Origin of the sequence: Bradyrhizobium sp. BLXBL-03 (genome assembly GCF_051853015.1) — a bacterium.
Lineage (GTDB): Bacteria > Pseudomonadota > Alphaproteobacteria > Rhizobiales > Xanthobacteraceae > Bradyrhizobium > Bradyrhizobium manausense.
In genome coordinates, this window is record NZ_CP182470.1 from 2,273,962 (window position 1) to 2,300,100 (window position 26,139).

Consider the following 26,139-nt stretch of genomic DNA (forward strand, 5'->3'; position numbering starts at 1 on the left):
TGTCCTTACTTTCGCGCGTCAGCGCACGGTCTTCGACGCAAGGTCGGCGATCGACTTCATCACCGCATCGCGCACGCCGGCATCATAGAGGGAATGTCCGGCCTCTTCCACGATCCTGACCTCGGAACCCGGCCACAGTTTCGCGAGCCGCGCGGATGTCTCAGGAGGACACAACAGGTCGTAGCGGCCTTGCACGATAATGCCGGGAATGCCGCCGAGTTTGTCCGCATTCAGCAGCAACTGGTTGTCGCTCATGAAGGAGTTGTTGACGAAGTAATGCGCCTCCATGAACGGCGTCGCCGGCAGCGTGCGCCAGACGTTCAGTGATGCAAGGTCGATGCGCGTCTTTGCCGCCTTGTGCTCGGACAACGCGCGCTCGGTGTCGTGCCAGGCGCGCGCGGCGGGACCATGCACGGCCGGATCAGGATCGAGGATGCGGCGATAATAGGCCTGCACCGGTTGCGCGCGCTCCTCCGGCGGCAGTACGCTCAAGAAATCCTCGTGCAGCGCCGGATAGAATTGTGCGAGGCGCGAGGTGAAGGCGGTCTCGACTTCGCTTTGCGTGCCGAGGAACGTCGCGCGCAGCGCAATACCGCAGACGCGCTCGGGATGAGCCTCTGTGTAAGCCAGGGCCAGCGTCGCGCCCCAGGAGCCGCCCACGACGATCCAGCGTGTGATGCCGAATTTCTCGCGGATCTTCTCCATGTCCGCAATCAAATGCGCCGTGGTGTTATGCTCGCGCGATGCCTTCGGCCGGCTGCGGCCACAGCCGCGCTGGTCGAACAGCACGGCATGCATGCGCTCCGGATCGAACAGCCGGCGGTGATCGGGCTGGCAGCCGGAGCCCGGGCCGCCATGCAGATAGATCGCGGCAATGCCATCGGTGCGGCCGATGCTTTCGACATAGAGCTCATGGCCGTCGCCGACATCGAGCATGTCCGATGTCAGCGGCGCAAAGGGATCAGCGCGCCTGGCGGATGCGGCAGCGTCGGCGTCAGGCGCCATTCTCGGATTCCAGGGTGCCGCCGGCGAAATTGCGGTAGAGGAAGCGGTTGGTTTCGCCCTCGGCCTCGGCTTCCGCCTGCTTGAAGATGGTCTCGTGCAGCGGCGACAGCGCGCAGGCCGGATCGGTGTTGGCGGCATCGCCCGTCAGCGCGAAGGCCTGGCAGCGGCAGCCGCCGAAATCGATCTCGCGGAATTCGCAGGACTTGCACGGTTCCTTCATCCAGCCGGTGCCGCGATAGCGGTTGAAGGCCTCGGAGTTCTGCCAGATCCAGGCGATCGAATGGTTGGAGCGCACGGACAGGAAATCGAGCCCGGTGATGCTCTCGGCGGCATGGCAGGGCAGCACCTTGCCGGCGGGCGAGATGTTGAAGAACTGTCGGCCCCAGCCACCCATGCATTTCTTCGGCCGCAGCGCGTAATAATCAGGGACGACGTAGTCGATCGTCAGCCGGCCCTTCAGCCGTTCGCGCGCGTCCTCGACGGTGCGGGTGCACTCGTCGAGTTGCGCCACCGTCGGCATCAAGGCGGCGCGGTTCTTCAGCGCCCAGCCGTAATATTGCACATTGGCGACCTCGAGCCGGTCGGCGTCGAGATCGATGGACATCTGGATGATCTCGGGAAGCTGGTGCAGGTTCTGCCGGTGCATCACCGCGTTCACGGTGAGCGGCAAATCCAGCTCCCGCGTCCATTTGGCGACCTCGAGCTTCTTGCGATGGCCGCCCTTGTAGCCGGCGACGCGGTCGGCGAGGCCTTCCTCGATGCCCTGGAACGAGATCTGCACATGGCAGAGCCCGGCATCGGCCAGCTCGCCGAGCTTCTCGCGCGTCAGCAGCACGGCCGAGGTGATGAGGTTGGTGTACAGCCCGACATCGCTGGCATGCTTGACCAGCTCGACCAGGTCTTTCCGCGCGGTCGGCTCGCCGCCGGAGAAATGCACCTGCAGCACGCCGATCTCGGCGAGCTCGCTCAGAACCTTTTTCCACTCGTCGGTGGTCAGCTCCTTGGCTGAGCGATCCAGCTCGATCGGATTGGAACAGTACGGGCATTGCAGCGGGCAGCGATGGGTGATCTCGAGCAGCACGGCGAGCGGAATGCCGAAGGTCTCCGCCGTCGAGCGGCTCTTCTCCAGCACCGCGAGGCTGTCGCTGGCGTCGGGCGGGATGACCAGGGGCACGTCGCTCATGGCGTCTTCTCCCGGGCTTCGGCCAAAAAGCCCTTGTCGGCGAGATCCTGCAGCATGGCGATGACATCGGCCAGGATCGCCTCGCGCGGCGCGGCGTATTTCGCCGCCAATTGATCGGCGACCTCGCCGACATTGCGCTCGCCATTGCAGAGCTGCAAGACCTCGACGGCAATTTCGTCCGGCGCCAGCACGCGTTCCGGCGCCAGGATCACCCAGACCTTTCGCGTCTCGTCATATCTCAGCTTGGCATGCCGCGGCAGCACGGGGCGGCTTGCCTCGCTGATGCTGATGTTCCGCGGCCCGGCCATCTGTTGTCCTCAGCTCGCTTTGGGCACGAATGCGCCCGGCGGAATGTTGCCCTCGACATAGGCATGATAGAGCGCGTCGAGTTGCACCCACAGCACGTTGGTCTTGAAGATCAGCGCATTGCAGACCGAAGCCCGCTCTTCCGGGGTCCGCGCATGCGTCCTCACATAATCGAGCGCGAAATTGGCATCGCGCGGCGCCTGCGTCAGCCGGCGCTTGAAGTAGCTCATGATGTCAGGATTGACGAAATCATAATGCTGCAACATGCCGGCGATGCGTTCTTCGTGGATGCTCGGCGCGAACAGCTCGGTGAGCGAGGAGGCGATCGCCTCCAGCGGGCTCTTCTCGCGACAGAAATGCACGTAAGCCTCGACCGCGAAGCGCGTTGCCGGCAAGATGCCTTCAGTTGATTCCACATAGGCCGTGTCGAGGCCGAGGCCTTCGGTCAGCTTCAGCCAGCGCTCGATGCCGCCCTCGGAGCCGACATCGCCGTCATGGTCCTCGATGCGGTGACGCCATTCCAGCCGCGTGGCGCGGTCCCGGAAGCGCGAGATCACCACCGCGTCCTTGATCGGGATCGTGCTCTGGTAATAGTAGCGATTCAGCGCCCAGGCCTGCACCTGGCCCTTGTTCAGCTTGCCGCCATGCAGCAGCTTATGGAACGGATGCAGGCTGTGATAGCGCGTCGCGCCGATATGGCGCAGCGTCGCCTCGAGCTCCTCGGCGCTCGTGAGCTTGATGTCCTTGCCGATCGAGAGCGCGGTCATTCCCGTCATGGATGCAGCATTCACAGCACGATCTCCGTTCCGTCGGCGGGTATTTGCCAGCCCGCGCCCTCGGCCGTCTTGCGTTCAGGCGAGGCAGGCAGCAGTGCCGGGTTCGAGTTGTTGATATGTAGAAATATCTTTCTGCCGATCGAGAGATCGGCCAGCCGCGCAATGGCGCCGTTCTCGCCGGACATCGCGACATGGCCCATGCTCTTGCCGGTCTTGTGGCCGAGGCCGCACCTGATCATTTCGTCATCCTGCCAGACCGTGCCGTCGAAGAACACCAGCGCGGCGCCGTCGATCTCGGCCTTGAGCGCATCGGTGACCTCGGCGCAGGCGGCGATGAAATAGAAGCACTTGCCTGATGATTTGTCTGATATCTTCAGGCCCAGCGTATCGCCATCGCCGCTCTCGCCACCTGGATGTACCTTGCCCTCGAGATACCAGGCCGATTTGCCCGGCACCGCGAAGGGCAGCACCTCGAGCCCTGAGCGCGCACCATCAGGCAATCGCGGTTCGAACGGCTCACCGATTCCGATCGGCTGGCGCTTGACGTTCTTCTCGTTCAGCACGTTGAAGATGCTGTTGCTGGCCAGGATCGCCAGCACCTTCTCATGCGCATAGACCGTGAAGGGCGAACCCTCGCGCATCGAGAGCAGGCCGGCCACGGCATCGACTTCGCTGTTGGTCAGGATCACGCCGGCGACAGGCGTATGGCGCAGCGCGCCCGCCTTGGGATGCAGCCGCGGCGTGGCATTCAATTGCTGGCGCAGATCAGGGGAGGCATTGATCAGGAACCAATGCTCGTCGTCGCCGCTGAAGGCGACCGAGGCTTGGGTTCGACAAAGCTCGTGGCCGTTTTCACGGGCCGCCCGGCAGCCCTCACACCCGCAATTCCATTGCGGGACTCCGCCGCCAGCCCCGGCGCCCAGGACGACGACGCGAAGCATGATCCGTCTCCTGGAGGCAACGCCGCCAGGTGGATCCTCAGGATCAAAAAGACTTGCACGACACGGTTTCCATCAGCCGGAAACCGATCGTGACCGAGAGACCCACCTGCGCAGAACGCTTGACTGCCGACCGCTTATTTGCGGGTGGCGCTCACATACATGTTGATTTCCATGCCGCAGGGCACTTCGACGATCTTGGGGGCTTTCCAGGCCATTTCGGCTCTCCATTTTCGCGATTTTGGGACGTCTCCGCCCGGGGTTAAATTACTGCGGGCGGAAAAGTTCGCCAGTGAAATTTTCCCGAGCAGAGCCATATTGCGCCGCGAGACATACGGGGGGAACAGTACTTTCTGGTGATACGGCCTTGCGTCTGGCGCATTCGGTCGTGAACCCTGTCCTGATAAAGCAGTTGTGAGTGCAGTGCAGCTTTCAATCCGGTACAGGCCGCTTTAGCTGGATCTCGTGATGCCAAAATATTTCTTCAACACCCGTATCGGCGATGAACTGATCGTGGACCCCGATGGCGAGGATCTGCGCAATCCCGATCGCGCCTGGGAGGTCGCCCGCCAGATGATCCTGGAGGTGGTGAAATCCGAAGGCGCCCAGCCGGCCTTGCTCGAGGCGGTCATCGAGGTGACCGACGACGACGGCGAGATCGTGCTGGAGTTTCCCTTCACCGAGGCATTGCTGGACATCCCGGACGAGTCCGCGACCAGGCATTAGCGAGGCGAACCGCTCTCTCCCCGTCATTGCCAGCGAAGCGAAGCAATCCAGAATCCCTCTGCGGGGGCAGTCTGGATTGCTTCGTCGCAAGAGCTCCTCGCAATGACGGAGGATGAGGCACTACCCCGGCCCAAACCGCCTTTCCTCCCCGCGAAATCCGCATGGCTTTGCCGCGATCCCGGCGCTAAAAGACGCCGGTCACACGGAGCATGTCATGCAAGATCTATGGCGCCTGTCGGCCGCCGACCTCGCTGCCCTCGTCAAATCCAGGAAGGTGTCTGCTCGGGAGGCCGCCAAGGCCGGCCTCGACCGCCTGGATGCTGTCAATCCCAGGCTCAACGCCGTGATCGACCACCGGCCCGAGGACGTGCTCAAGCAGGCCGACGCCGTCGATGCCGCCATCGCCAGGGGCGAGGATCCCGGCTTGCTGGCGGGGGTGCCCGTCACCATCAAGGCCAATGTCGACCAGGAAGGCTTTGCCACCACCAACGGCTTGAAACTCCAGCGCGACCTGATCGCGCGCGAGGACAATCCTGTCGTCGCCAATTTCCGCAAAGCCGGGGCGGTTCTCCTCGGGCGCACCAATTGCCCGGCCTTCTCCTATCGCTGGTTCACCACCAATCTCGTCCATGGCGACACCAAGAACCCGCGCGATGCCGCGCTGACCCCGGGCGGCTCGTCCGGCGGTGCCGGCTCGGCGGTGGCGGCCGGCATCGGCGCCGTCGCCCACGGCACCGACATCGCCGGCTCGATCCGCTATCCCGCCTATGCCTGCGGCGTCCACGGCCTGCGCCCGACCTTGGGCCGCATCCCCGCCTTCAACCCGGCGCTGCCGGAGCGACCGATCGGTCCGCAGATCATGGCCGTCTCGGGCCCCTTGGCGCGCACTGTGAATGACCTCAGGATTTCCCTCGCGGCGATGTCGGCGCGCGACGTGCGCGATCCCTGGTACGTGCCCGTGCCATTGCAAGGCCCGGCGCGCGAGAAGCGCGCCGCGCTCTGCCTCAATCCGGATGGTCTTGCCACCACGCCTGAGGTCAAGGCCGCCGTGACCGACGCCGGCAAGCGCCTCGAGCGCGCCGGCTGGACCGTCGATGTGATCGAGAACACGCCGCCGATGCGCGAAGCGGTCGAGTGGCAAATCAAACTCTGGCTCGGCGATGCTTTCGAGGCACAGCTCGAGATGGCCGAACGCGAGGGCGATCCCGGCGCGCTGGCCTGCCTGCGCGGCGTCCGCGCCAGGGTCACGCCGATGGACCAGGCGACTTACGCCAAGACGCTGACCCGAAGAGCCACGCTGACGCGCGAATGGATGCTGTTCTTCGAAAAATATGCGGTGCTGCTGACGCCGGTCTCGGGCGAATTGCCGTTCCCGGATCATCTCGACCGCAAGGACGACGAATCCTTCAAGCGGGTCTGGGAGGCGCAGCTGCCGCAGATCGCGATTCCCTTCATGGGCCTGCCGGGCCTCGTGGTCTCCACCGGCCTCGTCGGCAAGACGCCGGTCGGCGTGCACATCGTCTCCGGCCGCTACCGTGAGGATCTCTGTCTGCTCGCCGGTGAAGCGATCGAGGCCGGCGGCGTGCCGGCCTCGCCGATCGATCCCGTGGGCTAGCGATGGCTGCGATCTACGAGTTCAAGGCCAATTCGCTCGCGGGCGAAGAGGTGCCGATGAAACGCTTCGAAGGGCAGGTGCTCTTGATCGTCAACACCGCGAGCAAATGCGGCTTCACGCCGCAATATCGCGGCCTGGAGGATCTGCATCGCGATCTGTCGCCGCGCGGCTTCTCGGTGCTGGGCTTTCCCTGCAACCAGTTCGGCGCGCAGGAGCCCGGGCAGGGATCCGAGATCCAGGAATTCTGTTCGACCCATTACGACGTCACCTTTCCGCTGTTCGAGAAGATCGACGTCAACGGCGCCAACGCGCATCCCCTGTACGAGTACCTGAAACGGCAGCAATCCGGTCTGCTCGGTTCCTCCATCAAATGGAATTTCACCAAATTCCTGGTGGACCGTGCCGGCAAGGTGACCGCGCGCTATGCGCCGACCGCACGGCCGGAAGGGCTGCGGCAGCAAATCGAAACCCTGTTATGAGCGAGACACCCATGAGCGATGAATTTCCCGATCGACTGTCGGTCGACCCCAACAGCCCCTATTACAACGCCGAGATCCTCCAGCGCGACGTCGGCATCCGCTTCAAGGGCATCGAGAAGACCAATGTCGAGGAATACTGCATCAGCGAAGGCTGGGTCCGCGTCACCGCCGGCAACGCCAAGGACCGCTACGGCAACCCGCTGACCATCAAGGTGCATGGCCCGGTCGAGCCGTATTTCCGGGATAAGAAGTAAGCGCTAGGCGCGCACTGCGCTCTCTCCTCGTCATTGCGAGGAGCGCTCTCTCCCCTCGTCATTGCGAGCGCAGCGAAGCAATCCAGAATCTTTCCGCACAGGCAGTCTGGATTGCTTCGTCGCTTCGCTCCTCGCAATGACGACAATAGCCACCGAAGGCCCCCCATGTCCGTCCGCATCGTCGACGTCCGCGAGATCACCAAGCCGATCTCCTCCCCGATCCGCAACGCCTATATCGACTTCACGAAGATGACGACGAGCCTGGTCGCCGTCGTCACCGATGTCGTGCGCGACGGCAGGCGCGTCGTCGGCTACGGCTTCAACTCCAACGGCCGTTACGGGCAGGGCGGGCTGATCCGCGAGCGTTTTGCCTCGCGCATTCTCGAAGCCGATCCGAAGTCGCTGCTCGATGCGGCCGGCGACAATCTCGACCCCGACAAGGTCTGGGGCGCGATGATGACCAATGAGAAACCGGGCGGCCATGGCGAGCGCTCGGTCGCGGTCGGCACCATCGACATGGCGGTGTGGGACGCGGTGGCGAAGATCGCGTGCAAGCCGCTGTTCCGCCTGCTCGCCGAACGTCATGGCGTCACCGCCGATCCGCGCGTGTTCGTTTACGCCGCCGGCGGCTATTACTATCCCGGCAAGGATCTCTCGATGCTGCGCGGTGAGATGCGCGGCTATCTCGACCGCGGCTACAACGTCGTGAAGATGAAGATCGGCGGTGCGCCGATTGAGGAAGACCGCACCCGCATCGAGGCGGTGCTGAAGGAGATCGGCAAGGACGCCCAGCTCGCCGTCGACGCCAACGGCCGCTTCAATCTCGAGACCGGCATCGCCTACGCCAAGATGCTGCGGGATTATCCGCTGTTCTGGTACGAGGAAGCCGGCGATCCGCTCGACTACGCGCTGCAGGCCGCACTCGCCGAATTCTACCCGGGTGCGATGGCGACAGGCGAGAATCTCTTCAGCCACCAGGACGCCCGCAACCTCATCCGCTATGGCGGCATGCGCCCCGACCGCGACTGGCTGCAATTCGACTGCGCGCTGTCCTATGGCCTGTGCGAATACCAGCGCACGCTGGACGTGTTGAAGACCCACGGCTGGTCACCCAGCCGCTGCATCCCGCATGGCGGCCACCAGATGTCGCTCAACATCGCCGCCGGCCTCGGTCTCGGCGGCAACGAAAGCTATCCCGACCTGTTCCAGCCCTATGGCGGCTTCCCGGATGGTATCAGCGTCGAGAACGGCCACATCACCATGCCCGACCTTCCGGGCATCGGTTTCGAAGCCAAGTCCGATCTCTACAAGGAGATGAAGGCGCTGGCGGAGTAGGCCGTCTGCGTCCACACCCTCCGTCATTGCGAGCGCAGCTCTCTCCACACGTCATTGCGAGGAGCACTTGCGACGAAGCAATCCAGAGTCTCGAGGAAGATTCTGGATTGCTTCGCTGCGCTCGCAATGGCGAGCGAAGCAATCCAGCGTCTTTCCGCGGAGATGGTCCGGATTGCTTCGCTACGCTCGCAATGACGGCGGAGAGAACGCGCCCCTACGACAGCCGCATGTCCAGCAGCCGTCGCCCTTCGCCCTTCAGCAGCTTCTTCACCGCGCTCGATGCCACCACCTCGCCGTCATTGGCATAGGCTTCGTGGTTCTTCTCGATGTCGTCGAGACGGTAGAGATAGTTGACCATCACGCCGGCGGATTCGCGCAGGCCCTTGGGCGAGAGGTCCCCGAGCCAGTTGATGCGCTCGAGCCGCGCGCCGTTGCCGAGGTGGAAGCGGGCGACGGAATCGATCAGGCGGCCCTTCGGCGTGCGTGCCTTCAGGAAGTAGTAGGCGGCAAGCGGCTCGATCACGGCGCGCAGCTGCGTGGTCGTCTCCGGATTCTCATACCATTTGAGATCGTCGAGGCGCTTGAGGATCTCGCGGTCCTCGTCCGGCAGCGGCAGATACTTGTCCTGCTTGATCCATGACATGAAGCCCGGCACCGGCGACAGCGTCACGAAAGTGTCGAGCTTTGGCAGCTCGCGGCGCAGTTCCTCGACCACCTGCTTGATCAGGAAGCTGCCGAAGGAGATGCCGCCAAGCCCGCGCTGGGTGTTGGAGATCGAATAGAACACGGCCGTGCGCGCCTTTTCGATTCCCAGATGCTGGCGATCGACCGCCAGCAGCGGCGCGATCGCGCCGGGAATCGTCTCGGTCAGGGCCACCTCGACGAAGATCAGGGGCTCGTCGACCATCGCGGGATGAAAGAAGGCGTAGCAGCGGCGGTCGACCGGATCGATGCGGCGGCGCAGATCGTCCCAGTCAGAGATCTCGTGCACGGCTTCATAGCGGATGATCTTTTCGAGGATGTTGGCCGGGGTCGACCAGTCAATCCGGCGCAGCACGAGAAACCCCCTGTTGAACCAAGAAGAGAGCAGATGCGAGACGTCGCGGTCGAGCGCGGCGAGGTCGGTGTGTCCGTTCATCATGCCGAGCAGGTCGGCCCGCATGGCGACGAGATCGCCGGTGCCGCCCGGCGCGCGGTTGAGCCGGCGGATCAGCTCCTGCCGTCGCGGCTCCGAGGCGAAATGCAGCGCGCTGGCGTCCTCGTCATCAGGTCGGGTGCGCCACTTTTCGATCGCCTTGCTCAGGCGCTCCCGGTCCGGTCCGAAATCGCGCACCAACCCCTCGAAGAAGGCGCGTCGTCCCGCCGCATCCAACCCCTGGTAGATGTCGAGCACCTCACGCGCCATCGCGGTGCCGGAGGCTTCGCCCCGGCCCGACAGCAGCGCGTTGCAAAGCGCGATCAGCCCGTCGGCGTCCTGCTTGGTATCAGCGGAATCCCTCCGGCGCAGCAGCGTTCGGCCGCGCTCGGAAATTGTGGCGAGCAGGTCGGAGAAGAAGGCATTGGCCATCAGGCTTTCGAATCCGGGTTTGTGCGATGCGCAAGCTTACACGGGATTTAGGCGGAAGCCGATCACAATCAAGCAGGGGAATGCGGCATCTTTGGTCGGGCCGTGCGTTCCGAGAATGCCGCTATCCCGGGCGAGGGGCAACTGCCTCAACACCGTCATTGCGAGCGCAGCGAAGCAATCCGGAATCTTTCCTCGGCGGCAGCCTGGATTGCTTCGTCGCAAGGGCTCCTCGCAATGACGGGGAGCGAGGCTCACACCTTCCCCGCAAACTCCGTCGGCGTCCGTCCCGTCACCTGGCGGAACGCCGCCGAGAACGCCGGCACGCTGGCGTAGCCGAGCTGGGTCGCGAGCTGCTTTATGGACACATTCGCATCCGTCGACAGTCTCTGGATCGCCGCCGCGATCCTCGCGCGCTGGCACCAGCTCTTGAAGCTGAGCTGCGTCTCCGCCGAGAACAGCCGCGACAGCGTGCGCGCGGAGGTGCCGACCTCGCGCGCCAGCGTGTCGATGTCGTGCAGGGCAGTGGGATCGTCGAGCACGATCATCGCCGCGCGGCGGCAGCGCACTTCCTGTGGCAGCGGCACGAAGGTCGCGGAATCCTCGGCCTGGTGCAATTCCAGCATCACGAGGCGCACCAGGAGCTCCGTTCGCTCTTCGGTGTTGCGGACGTCGAACAGCGCCAGGATCGCCTGGTTGAGCAGCGGCGACACCCGCACCACGAATTCCCGCGTCAATCCTTCATAGCGCTGTTCGCGCTTGAGCCAGGCGAGGTCGAAATACAGCGTGCGCATCTCGGTGTCGGCGAGCAGGTCGATGGCGTGCTCGAGCCCGGCCGGCACCCAGACCGCGCGGTCCGGAGGCACCAGCCAGCGTCCGCCGGGCGTATTCACCTGCATCGTGCCCTTCACCGCGTAGATCAGCTGCGCTTCGCGGTGCATGTGCAGATCGATCCGCATCCCCCTGGGATAGTCGCGCGCAACCAGGTGCACGCCCGCGGGCGAGCGATGGTTGCTCCGGACCTCCCGCAGGATTGGCGTTTCCAAGATTGGCGTTTCCAAAATTTGGCCTTTCCAAGACAGTCATTGGCAGCACCCCGTCATGGTCAAGACATATAACTCATTTCGGAGCAGGAGAGGATTCGGGACATGAACAGCCCCGTCAGGGTCATCAGTTTCGTCAATGCCGGCCATTTCATCGATCATTATTCGATGCTGATTTTCGCCGCCGCGGTGATCATCATGGGGCCGGCGCTCGGCATGGCCTATTCGGAACTGCTGCCTTACGCGACGCCGGGTTTCATCGCCTTCGGCGCCGGCTCGCTCTTGACCGGCTGGCTCGGGGACCGCTGGAGCCGCCGCCACATGATGCTGATCTTCTTCGTCGGCATCGGCGCCTCCATGATCTCGGTCGGCTTGGTGCAGACGCCCGCGCAGCTCGGCGCCGCGCTGCTCGCGATCGGCATCTTCGCCTCGATCTATCATCCTGTCGGCACCGCGATGATCGTGTCCTATGCCGACAGGCTCGGTCGCGAGATGGGCATCAACGGCGTCTGGGGCAATCTCGGCGTCGCCTCCTCCGCGCTGGTAACAGGCGTGATCGGCCAATATCTCGGCTGGCGTGCTGCCTTCATCATCCCCGGTATCGTCACCATCCTGATCGGCATCGCCTTCGCGATGCTGGTGGTGCATGAGGATCGCAAGGGATCGAAGCAGGCCGCAGCCCAGGCGCGCGTGGCCAAGCAGGACATGTGGCGCGTGGTGCTGTCGCTGCTGATCGTCGTGATCGCGATCTCCACCACCTTCAATGCCGTCACCGTCGCGCTGCCGAAGCTGTTCGCGGAGCGGCTCGCGGACCTGACAAAAAGTCCGGCGCTGCTCGGAATCATTGCCGCCTGCGTCTACGTGTTCGGCGCGATGACGCAGTACACGATCGGCCGGTTGCTCGATCGCTATTCGCTCAAGACGGTGGCCTTGCCGCTGTCCTTCATGCTGGCGCCGTTCCTGTATCTGGCCGCGAGCCTGAGCAATTTGCCGCTGATTGTGGTCTCGATCGGCATCGTCATGGGGGCCTTCGGCCAGGTCACGGTGAACGACGCCATGGTCGGAAAATACACCAGCGAGGAATGGCGCTCGCGCGCCTATGCGGTGCGCTACTTCATCGGCTTCACCGCGGCGGGCGCGTCAGTCGGCCTCGTCGCCTGGCTCTACGAGCAGGGCGGCTTCGTCACCATGCTGCACGCGTTTGCAGGCCTCTGCCTGCTCGCGATCGCCGCGGCGATCATCCTGCCGCGCGAGATCCGCACGCCCGCGGCGACGTGAGGCTACGCCACTTGCCGCACCATCTCCTGCGGCGCGGCCAGGAATGATCTGACGCAGGCCTGCGCCAGCAGGTCGGTGGGATCGAGCAGCGCCGCGCCGACATCGCTGTCGAGAGCCGCCAGCGCCAGCGGAATCTCCGTGCAGGCCATCGCGATGTGCGAACAGCCTCTGGCCGCGAGCGCCTCTGCTTCCCGGCCGAGGATGCCGGCCGCTTCCTCGTTAAGTCCTGCCTTGACGAGACGGATCGCGCGCATCACCTCGGCTTGCGCCGTCGCGGCGGGCACCACGCAGGCATAGCCGCGTTCGGCAAGACGCTGCTGGTAGATCCCGGCGTGCACCGTGCCGTCGGTCGCAAGCACGCCGAGGGTCGGGCTTGTCCGCCGCTGCGCCAGCGCCTCAGTGACGGCATCGACGATGTGGATGATCGGCACCGACGTCTCGGCCTGCAGCGCGCCGTACCAATGATGCGCCGTATTGCAGGGGATGGCGATGCGGGTCGCGCCTGACAGCTCGAGCCGGCGCAAGGCATTCAGCATGGCGGGAAAGGGATCGGCGCCGTGCCCGAGGATGGCGGCGGTGCGGTCGGGCACGTCGGTCGCCGAACACACCACCATCTGGATGTGGTCCTGATCGCAGGACGCGGGGGTGTTCCTGACGATCTTGCCCATGAAATCCACGGTCGCCATCGGCCCCATGCCGCCCAGAATGCCAAGCATCGAACTCTCCTTGTTGGAGCCACGATGCACGGCCGCTTCAGGCAAATCCAATGCCTGTTCAGAACGGCATATGCGGCTTCTACATAGTTTTGGGGGCGGCCGCCTGCGCCGCGTTCCAGACCTTCTCCACGATGGGCCGGGTCCGGCGTGCGCTGCGATAGAGCCGAACCTCCAGCGGGATCTCCGGCCCCACGATGGCGAGGGTGCCCTCATCGATCTCCCGGGTCACCAGGCTGCGCGGCAGCCACGCCAAGCCGTAGCCCTCCAGCGCCATGAATTTCAGCCCCTCGGCCATGGCATTCTCGTTGGTGTGACTGACATGCGCCGGCGGCGAGCCGGCCTGGGCCTGGGCGAAGGTGGCGACCCGTCCCAGGAACGAGTTCGCGGCGTAGCTGAGCAGGGGCAGCGAAGCGGTATCGTCTCCAGCGAGCGCCGTACTGCGGACGGCGACGAAACTGTCCATGCCGACGACGATATGCGGGTAGAGCTCCGGCTCCAGCAGGATCGGCACATTGCCATGATGGAAGGTGAGCAGGAAGTCGTAGCTGCCTTCGACCAGCGCCTGCAGGCAGCTGTGAAAATCATCGGGCAGCAAGCGGCTGCCGATCGGCCCGACCTCTTTCTCGATGGTCCGGAACCAGCGCGGAAAGAAGTGCAGCGACAGGGTGTGCAGAGCGGCGATGGAGACCACTTGCGTGCTCGGCCGCTTGCTCGCCTGAAGCGCGAGACGACCCGCATGGAGCATGCGAACGGTTTCTTCCGCGGTCTCCAGGAACTCACGACCCTCGGCGGTCAGCGTCGTCGGGTAGCTGCTGCGGTCGACGAGGGACACGCCGAGCCAAAGCTCCAGCGCCTGGATCCTGCGGCTGAACGCGGATTGCGTCACGTGCCGCTCATCGGCCGCGCGCGAGAAGCTGCGCGTTCGCGCCAGGCTGAGAAAATCCTCCAGCCATTTCAATTCCATCGGGTCTGCTCCGGGCGAGGCTCGCCTTGCGAAGATGCCCTGATCCTGGCGGGAAATCTATGCAAAATCGGAATAGAGCTTGCCGGCATAACATTGGACGGCCCGCCGTCCGCAGGCGCATGCATGCGCCCCGTGGCGGGAAGCTCAGCGCGAGGTTCACTGTCGCGAAGAACATGCGGACCAAGCGCTCAAGGGAGGTCACAGGCAGATGACAGTGAATGCCGACAATTCATCCGCGCGATCCAACCGCCTGACCAATGCTCTCGTGGTCAGCCTGCTGCTCGGCATCCTGGCCGGCTACGCCTGTCATGAGCTGGCGCCGACGCCGGAGATGGCGAAGACCATCGCCGGATATTTCTCGATCGCAACTGACGTGTTCCTGCGCATGATCAAGATGATCATCGCGCCGCTCGTCTTCGGCACCATCGTGTCAGGGATTACCAGCCTCGGCTCCGAAGGCGGGGCGGTCGGCCGCATTGCCGCCAGGTCCATGGGCTGGTTCGTCTCGGCCTCGCTCGTCTCGCTCGGCCTCGGCATGATCTTCGCGAACCTGTTCGCCCCGGGCCGTGGTCTGCAGCTGCCGCTTCCCAATGCCGATGCCGCCAACACCTTGCAGACGGCCGGATTCAATCTGAAGGACTTCATCACCCACGTCTTTCCGACCAGCATCGCCCAGGCGATGTCGACCAACGAAATCCTGCAGATCCTGGTCTTCGCCGTGTTCTTCGGGCTCGCCCTCAGCAGGCTGAGGACGAGCCACGCCAGGACTATCGCTGCCTCGATCGACGAGCTGGTCCACGTCATGCTGCAGATCACGAACTTCGTGATGAAGTTCGCCCCGCTTGGCGTGTTCGCGGCCATTGCAGCCGTCATCACCACGCAGGGCCTTGGCGTGCTCGTGACCTACGGCAAGTTCATCGCGACCTTCTATTTCAGCCTTGCCGTGCTCTGGAGCGTCCTCGTTCTCGTTGGCCTCGTGGCGCTCGGCCGGCCGGTGCTTCATCTCATCGGCCTCTTGCGTCAGCCGATGCTGCTGGCCTTCTCGACCGCGAGCAGCGAGGCCGCGTACCCCAAGATGATCGAGCAATTGACCAAGTTCGGCGTCAGCGAGCGCATCTCGGGCTTCGTGCTGCCGCTGGGCTATTCGTTCAACCTCGACGGCTCGATGATGTACCAGGCCTTTGCGGCCCTGTTCATCGCCCAGGCCTACGGCATCGAGCTCAGCTTCACGCAACAGCTCGTCATGCTCTTGGTGATGATGGTCACCAGCAAGGGCATCGCCGGCGTGCCGCGCGCGGGGCTCGTGGTCGTCGCCGCGACGCTGCCGATGTTCAACCTGCCGGTGGGCGGCATGCTTCTCGTCATGGGCATCGACCAGTTCCTGGACATGGGCCGGACCATGACCAATGTCATCGGCAACGGCATTGCGACGGCGGCCGTGGCGACGTGGGAAGACGAGCGTGGTCTGATCGAAGAGCCATCCGTCGAGACCGCAACGCCGGCGGTTGCCGTAGCTGGTGCGGCGGGCGGATAGGAGGCCGGTCCGGCCCATTCGAAAACATGCTGCGCTTGATTCAAAGGCCCCGGCGGTAGCCGGGGCCTTTGTCTTTGCCGGACGCGTTTGCCGGGCTTCGATGCAAGACACGACTGGCCGATGCAAATTTCGCATAACAATTTGCAGAAGGCGCCGCGTTCGGCGCCGTCAGTGAAAGTCCTCGTCAAGCTTTCGATCGCAAGGTTCGGCCATGATTGCAACGACAAGGGTTTCGCATGAAGAAGATCAAGATCGCGTGGCGATTGGGCATGCTCACGCTCGGCAGCGTGCTCGCGATGATGGTGCTCGTTGGCGAGTCCCTGGTCCAGCTGCGCGATAGATGGAGGCCGAGAGGACGCGGGCGCTGAACGCTTGATCAGAAGACGACGGCTTTCCAAATCCTGGCGCGATCTCGCTCTCAGCGGGAATCCGGCGGGCGAGCGGCAATTGAGACGTTTGTCGCCGGTTGCTTCACAATGGCCCGCCTGTCTTTCACATAGGCAATGGGAACACCCAACCTTTCCACGCGGCCGATGATGGCGCCATCAAGGTCGCGATCGCAGTTCATGTGCGTCGGAGCGATGAAGAACTCCGATTCGTCCCATTCGGACCGGAAGTCCCAACGCAATTGCGGAAGCGTGACGGTGTGATCGAACGCCGGACGTTGCCCACATACCGCGACCGAATAGACCGCCGGCGATTTGATATTGTCGAGCGGTGCCGTTTCGCGGACGAATGCCTCGAGGATGCGGATCGCTTCCGGCATGCTATTGAACCAGTAGTCCAGGTCATAGCGGCGGAAGGCTCCCGGAAGTCCTCCGACCACGGCGTTGTAGGATAGATTCTCGTAAGGATGAAGCCTTGCCAGCATGATCCCTTCGGACAGGAAAGCCGCGCACATCGTCGCAAGTGCCGCCGAGGCCAGGCGGCGGCTGCGCACGGCCATCGTATTGAGAACGTCGTTCAACCCCACGCCGGCCAGCATGGCCAGAGGAGGAAGCACAAAGAGAAAATGGCGCATGCCGCTGAACGCAGGGCCATGAATGAGGGCTTGGCATCCCAGGGGAAGCAGAACCATGGTCGAGAGCAATGCGAGGTCGCGGCACCGGACCAAGCCTCGCCTGAGGGGAGGCCAAAGCAGCGAAACCATCGCCAGCGCGACGCCCGCCTGTGTCATCAGCGGCAAGCGGATCAAGAGGTAGAAGGGAACATAGGCGCGCGGTACGTTGGCCATCTCGTACACGCGCCCGTCAAAAAGGGTGCGGATTGCATACTGAAATTCCGAGAAGGCAAACAGGCCACGGATGGGATTGAGGGGCGACAGGGCCGCCCACGGCCAGGCCAGGATCATCAGCAGATAGGCGACTGCGACCGCGGGACATGTCGCCAACAGGGAGTTGGCCGCAACGGCCAGGCGCGCCCCGCGGCTTTCCGGCCAGGGCAGATAGATCAGGATTGCAGCTCCGAGATAGACGAACAGCAGCAAACCATAGCTGCGCTGCCCGAGCGCTGCCCCGGCAAGACAGCCGAAGACCACGACATCGAGGGCGCGGGGCGCCGGAAGTTGGCGCGCCAGGCGGAGAAGGAACAGCGTCGCTCCGGCCATGGCCGCCGCAAATGGAATGTCCTTGGTATGGTTGAACATGGCGCCGTACCAGGCGCCGCAGAGTGCAAGCGCGACCATCGCAATCAGGCCCGCGCGCGGTCCGGCGATCAATCGCGCGGCGGCGCCACTGGCAGCGATGCCGGCAAGGCCCGTAACGGCACAGAGGATGTGCCGCAATTCGTAGATGTCGATGGGGATGACCCGGCCGAGCGCGATGGCTATGACGTCGAACAGACCCCCGTAGAGATACAGGTTGTCGAAGCTGAAGAGATCGCGGACCCGCAGTCCGCTCTGATAGTAGGCAATGATCAATTCGCCGTAGCGATGCTGGACGCCCTCGTCATTTGAGATCGCGTAATCCTTCGCTGTGGAGAACACGAGGAATGCCAGGACTGCGAGAAACGCCAGAGCCAGGAAATCGAAAGCCTTCGAAGGGATGATGCTGCGCGGAGTGCCCTCGACATCATGCTTTGCTGCATGATGAATGGAAACCCGGCTCGCCGCCCTTTCTTCAACTCTCCAAAGTGCATTGTCGGATCTCACGTTCGGCCCGCTCGCTTGCAAAGCGAGCCGAGGCCGCTTCTCGGAGCCGGCAATTGGTGCGCTGTCTCCCGCTTCGTCCCTCATGACCGGTGGTCCTAGAGCTTATGGCCCCTATGCATGCCTCTCTCCTCCCCGAAAGAGCTCACGCGGCGCTCGGCTGAGTGCGAGCCACGGGCGTGGCCGCCGCTTGGACTGTCGTGTCCAGGCGCTCGTCGCTGCCGGCGTCCACGAAGAGATTTGGCACCCGCTGTGCACGATCCAGAAGCCAGGCGGCAGCGGTCATGATGACCATTCCACCGATGCTGAGCAGAATCTGCTCGATCACCTGGTGCTTCCACTGCACCAGCATCCAATGCACTCCGAACGACAGGAAGACGCCGAGGCAGAACAGCGGCAGCGAATGCCGGCCGCACAACACCAGCGGTCGCAGCCATATCGACTTCAGTCCTTCCCAATCCTTGTTGAGATAACGCGAGACGATGACAGCCAGCGCGAGGAAGTGCGTGAACCGGAGCATGTCGAGGTCGGTCTTGTCGATCGGATAGATCAGCTTGATCATCCATTTCGGGATCAACGACTCCAGAAAGGCGCTGTGCCAGGACATCACGATCACCAGCGCGAAGGCGATCCAGCCGATCGCGACCGCGAAGACGATGCGCGACTGAATGATTTTGCTGATTTGGGCGACCGCGCCGCATCCGCACCAGGCACCGAAAAAGAACATCAATTGCCAGGCGAACGGATTGAAGTACCATGTCGCCCCTTTCGGATAGGACGGCAGGTTCCAGTCGAAATAGCGAGCGAGCAGGTACAGCAGGATCGAACCTGCCAAGGTCAGATTAGGGCGTCGCACCAGGCACCACACCACGAACGGCGAAACCAGCACCAGGGAGATGTAAAGCGGCAGGACGTCCAGATCGACGGGTTTGTATTGCAGCGTGAGCGCCTTGCCGATCAACTCGTCGGGATGCGCGAGGAAGTTGGCGACGTTGAACTCGTCCTTGTACATGGGGTTGTCCCACTTCCTCGCTGCGCGGGCGATCTGTGCCGTGAAGGCAAGGAACAGCAGGAGGTGGGCAACGTACATCTGCCAGGCGCGCAGCCACAATCGCTTCAACGCCGGAAGAAACTGGCCCGCAGCCACGATGGGCACGTAGATGAATCCGAGGAGATAACCGGAGATGAAAACGAAGAACTCGGCTGCGTCGCTGAAGCCGTAATTGCGCAGCGTGAGCCAGGCCACGACGTCGTCCGGAATGTGGTCGAGAAAGATCATCCAGAGCCCCAGGCCGCGCAAAAGGTCGAGCCTCAAATCCCGCTCTACGATAAACCGATCCTTGCTCTCTGTTCCCATGTCCGTCGGTCCCTTGAATAAGAGTGAATTGTTTTCAAGCATCTTGCGTAATCAGCTTGGAAGTATCCGTCTTGGCGCGCTCGCGCCCGGACATCGCCCATTTGTACCAGGTGAATACCCTTGCCATGCCGTACAGGATCAGGATGCCGCCGGCGCCGACCACCACATGCAGCATGACACCCGCATCAAGCTCGGTGAGCAGCGCGTAGCCTGCGAATGACAGGGCGACGCCGAGCGCAAAAATCTGAAGAGAATATTGTCCGCAAAGAATGAGCGGGCGCGCCCAGGCCGATCGTAACCCCGCCCAGTCGCCCGGCACGAAGCGGAGCGCGACGGCAGCCAGCGCCAGGAAATGCGCAAACCTCAGGATGTCGAGATCGGTCTTGTTGATCGGATAGATCAGCCGCGCCACCCAGCCGGGGATCGCCCGCTCCAGTGACGGAAAATACCACGTCATGGTCACAAAGAAGGCCGCGCAGAGATAGGCAACGGCCAGCCACAACACGGATCGGGAATTGAGGATCGGCGACAGTCGCTTGCCTCCTCCAAGCGCGCACCAGGCACCGAACACGAACAGCAGCTGCCATGCATAAGGATTGAACGACCAGAAGCCGTCCGGATAGGTCGACAAATGCAGGTCGTATCGAAGCATGAGCACATAGAGTCCGGCGGACAGGGCGAGCGGCAGATCCCTGTGCAACCTGGCGAGCAGCAGCACCAACGGCAGAAAAGCCATCAGAACGACATAGAGCGGCAGGACATCCATGTTCAGGGGACGGAATCGCAACAGCAGCGCCTGGATCATTTCGGAACCGGGTTGCTTGAAGAATTCTCCGACCTCCATCTCCTGGATGTAGAACGCCGGCTTCTCGGAAACCGTCGTGACGAAAGCGATTTCGGCCATCAGCACCAGGAAGAGCAGAAGATGCGCGGTATAGATTTGCCAGACCCGCCGCAGCACGCGCGCTGTCCCGATCACGAAGCCAGCCTCGAAGGTTGCGCGACCGTAGACCAGAGCTGCAGTGAAGCCGGAGATGAAGATGAACACTTCGGCTGCGTCGCTGAACCCGTAGTTGCGTATCGTGACCCAGGTCAGGACGTCGGGTGAAACGTGATCGATATAAATGAGCCAGAGGGCCAGGCCGCGGAAGAAGTCGAGCCGCAGTTCTCGCTCGCCTTTGGCGACGGCAAAGCTGGGTGTTGCGAGGGGCGGCGAAGACGCCGGCGCAACACGATGCCGTTTTGATTTGGGGTAACTTCTGGCGAACCAGGCGGCGAGCCAGATCAATCGGCGGTACTGAGGGCGACCAGTCACCCCACTCCCGGCCCGCGCTCTATGGATACCCAGAATCGGCGAACGCCCCATTGGTCCCCCTCCCTGTTCCCAGGAGTTTAACCTCCGCTCCGGAACAAGAACATCGAAAATGCGATGCCTGCATGTGCATACCTCACACAACGAATGCCGTGCGTGAGGGCTGCATAATCGGTACGGGGTGACCGATCCAATGCCTTGGCCCTATGGCTTCGTTAGCCGGTCGGCATTGGAAGTGACCGAGAAGGACTCTCCGTCACTGCGAGAGAGTTCGCGACAAAATTGCGTAGCAATTTTGCGCTGATGCGAGCGCACATCCGATGATGCCATTATGCCGGTGTTTTGCCCGACGGCGCAAGCAATTTTCGGTAAAATCGAATAACTCGAGCCTTTTCAACCCCATGTCTACTGTGCATGGGGTTGTTTTAAGATTTCGCCTCCGCGACCGGCTTTGCCTTCGGCGCCTTGCGCTGCTCCAGCCAGTTCTCGAACCGTTGCACCACCACGAAGAAGGCCGGCACGAACAGCACCGCGAGGCAGGTCGAGGCCAGCATGCCCGAGAACACGGTGATGCCGATCGACTTGCGCGCGCTGGCGCCGGCGCCGGTCGCGAGCACCAGCGGCACCACGCCGAGGATGAAGGCGAACGAGGTCATCAGGATCGGGCGGAAGCGGGCGCGCGCCGCCTCGATCGCGGATTCGATGATCGGCTTGCCGTCGCGCCCGTGCAGCTCGAGCCCGACCTCGACGATCAGGATCGCGTTCTTGGCCGACAGCGCGATCAGGAGGATCAGGCCGATCTGGCAATAGAGGTTGTTGTCGATGCCGACCCCCCTCAGCACCAGCATCGGCCCGAGCAGCGACAGCGGCACCGCGAGGATCACCGAGATCGGCGCGTACCAGCTCTCATACTGGCCGGCGAGCACGAGATAGACCAGCAGCATGGCGAGGCCGAACACCCAGTAGATCTGGTTGGAGACCGCCTTCTCCTGGTAGGACATCGCGGTCCATTCGAAACCGGTACCCGGCGGCAGCGTCTTGTCGGCGATCTCCTCCATCAGCTGCAGCGCCTGGCCGGACGAATAGCCCTGGGCCGGCAGGCCGACGATGGTGGAGGACGGGTAGAGATTGTAGAGGCTGATCAGCGACGGTCCGGTCACAGGCGTGATGGTGGCGATCGTGCCGATCGGGATCATGTCGCCGTTCTGGTTGCGCACCTGCATGTTGGCGATGTCGCGCTCGGTGACGCGGAATGCGGGATCGGCCTGCGTGTAGACCTGGAACACGCGGCCGAACTTGTTGAACTGGTTGACATAGGACGAGCCGAGATAGGTCGACAGCGCGGAGAACACGGCGTCGGTCGTCACGTGCAGCGTCTGGGTCTTGACGCGGTCGATCTCGACATTGAATTGCGGCACCGCCGAGCGGAACGAGGACGAGACGCGCTGCAGCGCGCTCTGGCTCTGGGCGTTGGAGACCATGGCGCCCGTGATGGCCTGCAGCTTGGCGAAATCGCTGTTGCCGTCGCGCAGCTCGACCTGCATCGAGAAGCCGGCCGCATTGCCGATGCCCTGGATCGGCGGCGGCGGCAGCACCAGCGTGCGCGCCTCCATGATGGTCGAGACCCGGTCGTTGAGGCCGTAGACCAGCGAGCGCAGATCCTCGCCTTTGCCGCGCGCGGACCAGTCCTTCAGGATGATGTAGGCAACGCCGGCATTGGCAAGGCTCGCGCTGTTGTCGAGCGCGGAGATGCCGGCGATGGTGATGACCTGCTGGACGCCGGGCGTGTCCTTGATGATGTCGGCGGCGCGGTCGAGCACCTTCTGGGTTCGCTCCAGCGAGGCGCCGTCGGGCAGCTGCACGGCCGCGATCAAATAGCCCTGGTCCTCGATCGGCAGGAAGCCGGTCGGCACCCGTGACAGGCCGTAGCCGCTGAGCCCGATCACGAGGAGCGCACATGCGACCGAAGCGCTCGCGTGCTTCACCAGAAACGTGATCAGCCGCGTGTAGCCCCGCTCGACCCTGTCATAGACGGCGTTGAAGCCGCGGTAGAAGAAATTGCGCTGCTCCGGCGGCACCGCCGGCCGCAGCCATAGCGCGCATTGCGTCGGCTTCAGGGTTGCCGCGTTGATGGCGGACAGCAGCGCGGTCGCCGCGATCACCAGCGCGAATTGCGAATAGATGCGGCCGGTGAGGCCGGCGAGGAACGAGGCGGGCAGGAACACCGAGATCAGCACCAGGGTGATGCCGACGATCGGCGCGAACAGCTGGTCCATCGCCCTGATCGCGGCGTCGTGCCCGTTCATGCCCTGCTCGATATTGTGCGCAGCGCCTTCCACCACGACGATGGCGTCGTCGACGACGATGCCGATCGCGAGCACGATCGCAAACAGCGTCGACATGTTGATGGTGAAGCCGAGCGCCGCCATCGCGGCGAAGGCGCCGATGATGGTGACAGGCACCGTGGTCGCCGGCACCAGCATCGCGCGCCAGTCCTGCAGGAACACCAGGATCACGACCAGCACGAGCAGGCCGGCCTCGATCAGGGTCATGTAGACCTCGTGCACCGAGGCGTTGACGAATTTCGTGGTGTCGAACGGCGTGTCGTACTTGATGCCTTCCGGAAAGCGCTTGGCGAGCTCGACCATCTTCTTCTCGACGGCCTGCTCGACCTGAAGCGCGTTGGCGCCGGGCGACTGGAACACGCCGATGCCGGTCGCGGGCTGCTTGTTGAGGGAGAAGATCTGGCTGTAGGTCTGCGCGCCGAGCTCGACCCAGCCGACGTCGCGCACGCGCGTGACGTCGCCGCTGGTCCCGGTCTTGACGATGATGTTCTCGAACTGGCTGGTGTCTTCGAGCCGGCCGTTGACATTGAGCGTGTACTGGAACGCCTGTCCCGGCGGCGTCGGCGGCGCGCCGACCTGTCCGGCCGAGACCTGCTGGCTCTGCTGCTGGATCGCCTGGATGACGTCCTGCGGCACCAGTGCACGCGCCTGCAGCTTGTTCGGATCGAGCCAGATGCGCATCGAATACTGGCCGGCGCCGAACACCGTGACGTTGCCGACGCCGGGCAGGCGGGACAGCTCGTCGCGGATATTGATGGTGGCGTAGTTGCTCAGGAAAAGACTGTCGAACCGCGAGTCCGGCGAGGTCAGCGTCACGAACAAGAGGATCGAGGTCGATTTCTTCTGAACGGTAACGCCCTGGTTCTGCACCGATTGCGGCAGCTGCGATAGCGCGCTGGAAACGCGGTTCTGCACCAGCACCTGCGCGAAATTCAGATCCGTTCCGATCTTGAAGGTCACCGTCAGGGTGTAGGTGCCGTCGGAGCCGCTGTAGGACTGCATGTAGAGCATGTCCTCGACGCCATTGACCTGCTGCTCGATCGGCAGCGCGACGGTGTCGATCACGGTCTTGGCGCTGGCGCCGGGATAGCGCGTCGTCACCTGCACCGTCGGCGGCACCACGTCGGGATATTGCGCGATCGCGAGGTTGAACAGCGCCACGCCGCCGATCAGGATCATCAGCAGCGCAATGACGTTCGAGAGGACCGGCCGCTCGATGAAGAACTTTGAGATCATGGCTGGCGGCCCCTCACTTGGCAGACGCCTGCGGCTGCTCGATCTTGGTCAGCTGCGGATCGATCTTCTGGCCCGGGATCACGCGCAGCAGGCCCGAAATGACCACGCGGTCGTCAGGCTGCAGGCCGCTCTCGATCACGCGCAGGCCATTGTCGGTTGGGCCGATCTGCACCTTGCGCTGTTCGACGACGTTGTCCTTGTTGGCCACCAGCAGATAGCGCCCGCCCTGGTCGCTGCCGAGCGCCGTATCAGGAACGAGCAGGGCGTCCTTGTCCTGGTCGAAGGGCACGCGGACCCGGACGAAATAGCCCGGGAGCAGCACCCGCTTGTCGTTGGGGATGACGCCGCGCACGGCGAGCGTGCCGGTTGATGTATTGAGGGTTGGCGAGACGTAGTCGAGGTGGCCTTCATGCGGATAGCCGGTCTCGGTTTGGAGGCCCACCTGGACCGGCAACTGTCTGAGCTCGGCCACCGTCAGTCCGCGGCGTTGCGCCTCGGCCCGGATGCGCAGCACGTCCTGCTCGTTGACGGTGAAGTTGACCCAGATCGGATCCATGGCAACAATGGTCGCAAGCTGCGTCGGGGAGGAGGCGCCGACCAGCTCGCCGACCGAGACCAAATGCGCGCTGACGATGCCGTCGAACGGCGCGCTCACTTTGGTGTAGCTGTAGTTGAGCTCCGCGATCCTGGTGTTGGCCTGGGCCTGCTGGAGATTGGCCTGGGCGTTGTCGCGGGTCGATGTCGACGTGTCCAGCGTCGACTGCGAGACCGCCTGCCGCTGCACCAGCTCCGCCTGTCGTTTGAAATCAGCTTCCGCCTGCCTGAGCGAGGCCTGCGCGCCGGCCTCGGCGGCCTGCGCCTGCTCGAGCTTCAGCTTGTAGGTCTCGGGCTCGATCGTGAACAGCTGGGTGCCCTGCTTGACGAAGGTGCCGTCGGTGTAGTCGATCGTTTGCAGAAAACCCTGCACGCGCGCGACGAGATCGACGCTCTTGATCGGCGCGGTGTTGCCGGTAGCTTCGACATAGCGCGTGACCGGGCGCTGTATGGGTGTGGCGACATCGACCTTCGGGGGCGGCGGCGCCACGTAGGCGTTCTTGTCCTCGCAGCCGGCGAGCGCAACCACGGCCATTGTCGCGGTCAGCGTCAGACAGAGATGTCTCCACGGTCCGGTGAGTCGAGCGGGATTCGCGCAAGTCATTCGGTGGCCCCTGATGATCGTCTGTCGGTGCGGCAGGCTACCAACAAATGCCCGTTCGTGGAACACCATAGCCATGGTGTAGTCCGCTGTGGCGGCACCCACAACGATCGAAAACGCTGACCGACGGCGACAAGGTGGAGAACGAACGCTCTCTCCGATGAAGTGCCCTATAGTCCCGGTGATCTCGCCGCCCAAGCCTTGGTGGCCTGGCAGCTTTCCATCGCTCGGGCGTAGGCGGGACGTGCCGTCGTGCGCTCGAGATAGTCCCGCTCGGTCGGACCGGGGACGTAGTTGCCGGTTCGCAGGCCGAGCAGGAGGGCGTAGCTCACCGAGATATCGGCGGCAGTGAATCGGTCGCCGGCGAGATAGGGGCAATCCGCGAGGCGACGGATGACCAACCCAAGCCGGCTCTCGAAGGTCTCGGCTGCCCAGCGGGTCACCCGCGCGCCTCGCTCGGCTTCCGGCGCCAGCTGGCGACCGACAAGGACTGTATTCATCGGCCCGGCGAGCCCGGCCTCGCCCAAGTGGAGAAATTGCAGATAGGGAGCGAAGGCAGGATCATCGGGGGCGACGGCAAGCGAATTCGGGCCGTGGCGGGCGAGCAGGTACTCGAGAATCGCGATCGACTCGACCATGATCGTGTCGCCGTCCTGCAGCACCGGAATGAAGCCGGCGGGGTTGACCGCAAGGAAATCTCGATCTTTCCCGGCTGCGAGCAGATCGACCGGGCGCAGCCGATAAGCCAATCCGAGTTCCTCAAGCAGCCAGACAACACGGAAGCCGCGGCCTTCGCCATAGACGGTGAGCATGGTTGAACATTCCTGGATTG

General features: G+C 63.6%; 24 protein-coding genes. 8 read left to right on the top strand and 16 right to left on the bottom strand.

The features are described 5' to 3' along the window. Window positions 1-18: 18 nt before the first annotated feature. From pip to pqqA, 6 genes are all read right to left on the bottom strand, one after another. Window positions 19-1,005: a prolyl aminopeptidase gene (gene pip, locus ACNJX9_RS10785; RefSeq protein WP_439408732.1), complete on the bottom strand. Its 987-nt coding sequence runs from the start codon at window positions 1,003-1,005 to the stop codon at window positions 19-21. Further along, on the bottom strand, window positions 995-2,188 hold the full coding sequence (gene pqqE / locus ACNJX9_RS10790; protein WP_439408733.1) for a pyrroloquinoline quinone biosynthesis protein PqqE: 1,194 nt from the start codon (window positions 2,186-2,188) through the stop codon (window positions 995-997). Before pqqE ends, pip begins: the two co-directional genes overlap by 11 nt. Beyond that, complete coding sequence (gene pqqD, locus ACNJX9_RS10795; RefSeq protein ID WP_057743082.1) at window positions 2,185-2,496, bottom strand: pyrroloquinoline quinone biosynthesis peptide chaperone PqqD; 312 nt, start codon at window positions 2,494-2,496, stop codon at window positions 2,185-2,187. The genes pqqE and pqqD overlap by 4 nt, the downstream gene beginning before the upstream one ends. A gap of 9 nt (window positions 2,497-2,505) precedes the next feature. Then, a complete protein-coding gene (pqqC, locus tag ACNJX9_RS10800; protein ID WP_057743084.1) occupies window positions 2,506-3,285 on the bottom strand; it encodes a pyrroloquinoline-quinone synthase PqqC in 780 nt (259 codons plus the stop codon). Continuing rightward, on the bottom strand, window positions 3,282-4,211 hold the full coding sequence (gene pqqB / locus ACNJX9_RS10805; RefSeq protein WP_057743087.1) for a pyrroloquinoline quinone biosynthesis protein PqqB: 930 nt from the start codon (window positions 4,209-4,211) through the stop codon (window positions 3,282-3,284). The genes pqqC and pqqB overlap by 4 nt, the downstream gene beginning before the upstream one ends. Window positions 4,212-4,345: 134 nt before the next feature. After that, entirely contained in the window at window positions 4,346-4,426 is an 81-nt protein-coding gene (gene pqqA, locus ACNJX9_RS10810) for a pyrroloquinoline quinone precursor peptide PqqA (protein WP_007595659.1), read from the bottom strand. 250 nt (window positions 4,427-4,676) lie between these two features. On the opposite strand from pqqA, the gene ACNJX9_RS10815 reads away from it, so the two are divergent. The 5 genes from ACNJX9_RS10815 to tarD all read left to right on the top strand — a co-directional run bounded on the left by ACNJX9_RS10815 (window position 4,677) and on the right by tarD (window position 8,617). Continuing rightward, on the top strand, window positions 4,677-4,934 hold the full coding sequence (locus ACNJX9_RS10815; protein ID WP_220005848.1) for a DUF6894 family protein: 258 nt from the start codon (window positions 4,677-4,679) through the stop codon (window positions 4,932-4,934). Window positions 4,935-5,148: 214 nt separating this feature from the next. Then, a complete protein-coding gene (locus ACNJX9_RS10820) occupies window positions 5,149-6,549 on the top strand; it encodes an amidase family protein (protein ID WP_439408734.1) in 1,401 nt (466 codons plus the stop codon). Window positions 6,550-6,551: 2 nt separating this feature from the next. Continuing rightward, window positions 6,552-7,028, top strand: coding sequence for a glutathione peroxidase (locus ACNJX9_RS10825; protein WP_439408735.1), 477 nt, complete (start codon window positions 6,552-6,554; stop codon window positions 7,026-7,028). After that, a complete protein-coding gene (locus tag ACNJX9_RS10830) occupies window positions 7,025-7,282 on the top strand; it encodes a DUF3297 family protein (RefSeq protein WP_083513977.1) in 258 nt (85 codons plus the stop codon). Before ACNJX9_RS10825 ends, ACNJX9_RS10830 begins: the two co-directional genes overlap by 4 nt. A 165-nt stretch (window positions 7,283-7,447) precedes the next feature. Further along, window positions 7,448-8,617 carry a D(-)-tartrate dehydratase gene (tarD, locus tag ACNJX9_RS10835; RefSeq protein ID WP_439408736.1) on the top strand — a complete coding sequence of 390 codons (1,170 nt, stop codon included), beginning with the start codon at window positions 7,448-7,450 and terminating at the stop codon, window positions 8,615-8,617. A gap of 214 nt (window positions 8,618-8,831) precedes the next feature. On the opposite strand, the gene ACNJX9_RS10840 is transcribed toward tarD, so the two are convergent. Then, a complete protein-coding gene (locus ACNJX9_RS10840) occupies window positions 8,832-10,184 on the bottom strand; it encodes a malonyl-CoA decarboxylase (protein ID WP_439408737.1) in 1,353 nt (450 codons plus the stop codon). Window positions 10,185-10,435: 251 nt separating this feature from the next. After that, window positions 10,436-11,227, bottom strand: coding sequence for an AraC family transcriptional regulator (locus ACNJX9_RS10845; RefSeq protein WP_430648606.1), 792 nt, complete (start codon window positions 11,225-11,227; stop codon window positions 10,436-10,438). A 102-nt stretch (window positions 11,228-11,329) separates the two neighbouring features. On the opposite strand from ACNJX9_RS10845, the gene ACNJX9_RS10850 reads away from it, so the two are divergent. Beyond that, window positions 11,330-12,502 (top strand): MFS transporter, encoded by a 1,173-nt coding sequence (locus ACNJX9_RS10850; RefSeq protein WP_057743101.1) that lies wholly within the window; start codon window positions 11,330-11,332, stop codon window positions 12,500-12,502. A 2-nt stretch (window positions 12,503-12,504) separates the two neighbouring features. On the opposite strand, the gene ACNJX9_RS10855 is transcribed toward ACNJX9_RS10850, so the two are convergent. Continuing rightward, window positions 12,505-13,218, bottom strand: coding sequence for an aspartate/glutamate racemase family protein (locus tag ACNJX9_RS10855; protein WP_439408738.1), 714 nt, complete (start codon window positions 13,216-13,218; stop codon window positions 12,505-12,507). Window positions 13,219-13,297: 79 nt separating this feature from the next. Beyond that, entirely contained in the window at window positions 13,298-14,182 is an 885-nt protein-coding gene (locus ACNJX9_RS10860; protein WP_439408739.1) for a LysR family transcriptional regulator, read from the bottom strand. 208 nt (window positions 14,183-14,390) lie between these two features. Between ACNJX9_RS10860 and ACNJX9_RS10865 the strand changes: the two genes are divergently transcribed. Together ACNJX9_RS10865 and ACNJX9_RS10870 are read left to right on the top strand one after the other, a co-directional pair. Further along, the gene (locus ACNJX9_RS10865) at window positions 14,391-15,716 is read left to right on the top strand and encodes a dicarboxylate/amino acid:cation symporter (protein WP_439408740.1); all 1,326 of its coding nucleotides are present in this window, start codon (window positions 14,391-14,393) and stop codon (window positions 15,714-15,716) included. 236 nt (window positions 15,717-15,952) lie between these two features. Next, window positions 15,953-16,084: a hypothetical protein gene (locus ACNJX9_RS10870; protein ID WP_439408741.1), complete on the top strand. Its 132-nt coding sequence runs from the start codon at window positions 15,953-15,955 to the stop codon at window positions 16,082-16,084. 50 nt (window positions 16,085-16,134) lie between these two features. Here ACNJX9_RS10870 and ACNJX9_RS10875 read toward each other — a convergent pair whose 3' ends face one another. From ACNJX9_RS10875 to ACNJX9_RS10900, 6 genes are all read right to left on the bottom strand, one after another. Then, window positions 16,135-17,949, bottom strand: coding sequence for a hypothetical protein (locus tag ACNJX9_RS10875; RefSeq protein ID WP_439408742.1), 1,815 nt, complete (start codon window positions 17,947-17,949; stop codon window positions 16,135-16,137). Window positions 17,950-18,007: 58 nt separating this feature from the next. Continuing rightward, window positions 18,008-19,219 carry an OpgC domain-containing protein gene (locus tag ACNJX9_RS10880; protein WP_439408743.1) on the bottom strand — a complete coding sequence of 404 codons (1,212 nt, stop codon included), beginning with the start codon at window positions 19,217-19,219 and terminating at the stop codon, window positions 18,008-18,010. 34 nt (window positions 19,220-19,253) lie between these two features. Continuing rightward, entirely contained in the window at window positions 19,254-20,675 is a 1,422-nt protein-coding gene (locus ACNJX9_RS10885) for an OpgC domain-containing protein (protein ID WP_439408744.1), read from the bottom strand. A gap of 281 nt (window positions 20,676-20,956) precedes the next feature. Then, complete coding sequence (locus ACNJX9_RS10890) at window positions 20,957-24,112, bottom strand: efflux RND transporter permease subunit (protein ID WP_439408745.1); 3,156 nt, start codon at window positions 24,110-24,112, stop codon at window positions 20,957-20,959. 13 nt (window positions 24,113-24,125) lie between these two features. Beyond that, complete coding sequence (locus ACNJX9_RS10895) at window positions 24,126-25,310, bottom strand: efflux RND transporter periplasmic adaptor subunit (RefSeq protein ID WP_439408746.1); 1,185 nt, start codon at window positions 25,308-25,310, stop codon at window positions 24,126-24,128. Between the two features lie 167 nt (window positions 25,311-25,477). Then, window positions 25,478-26,119, bottom strand: a complete 642-nt coding sequence (locus ACNJX9_RS10900; protein WP_439408747.1) for a glutathione S-transferase family protein — start codon at window positions 26,117-26,119, stop codon at window positions 25,478-25,480. Window positions 26,120-26,139: the final 20 nt, after the last annotated feature.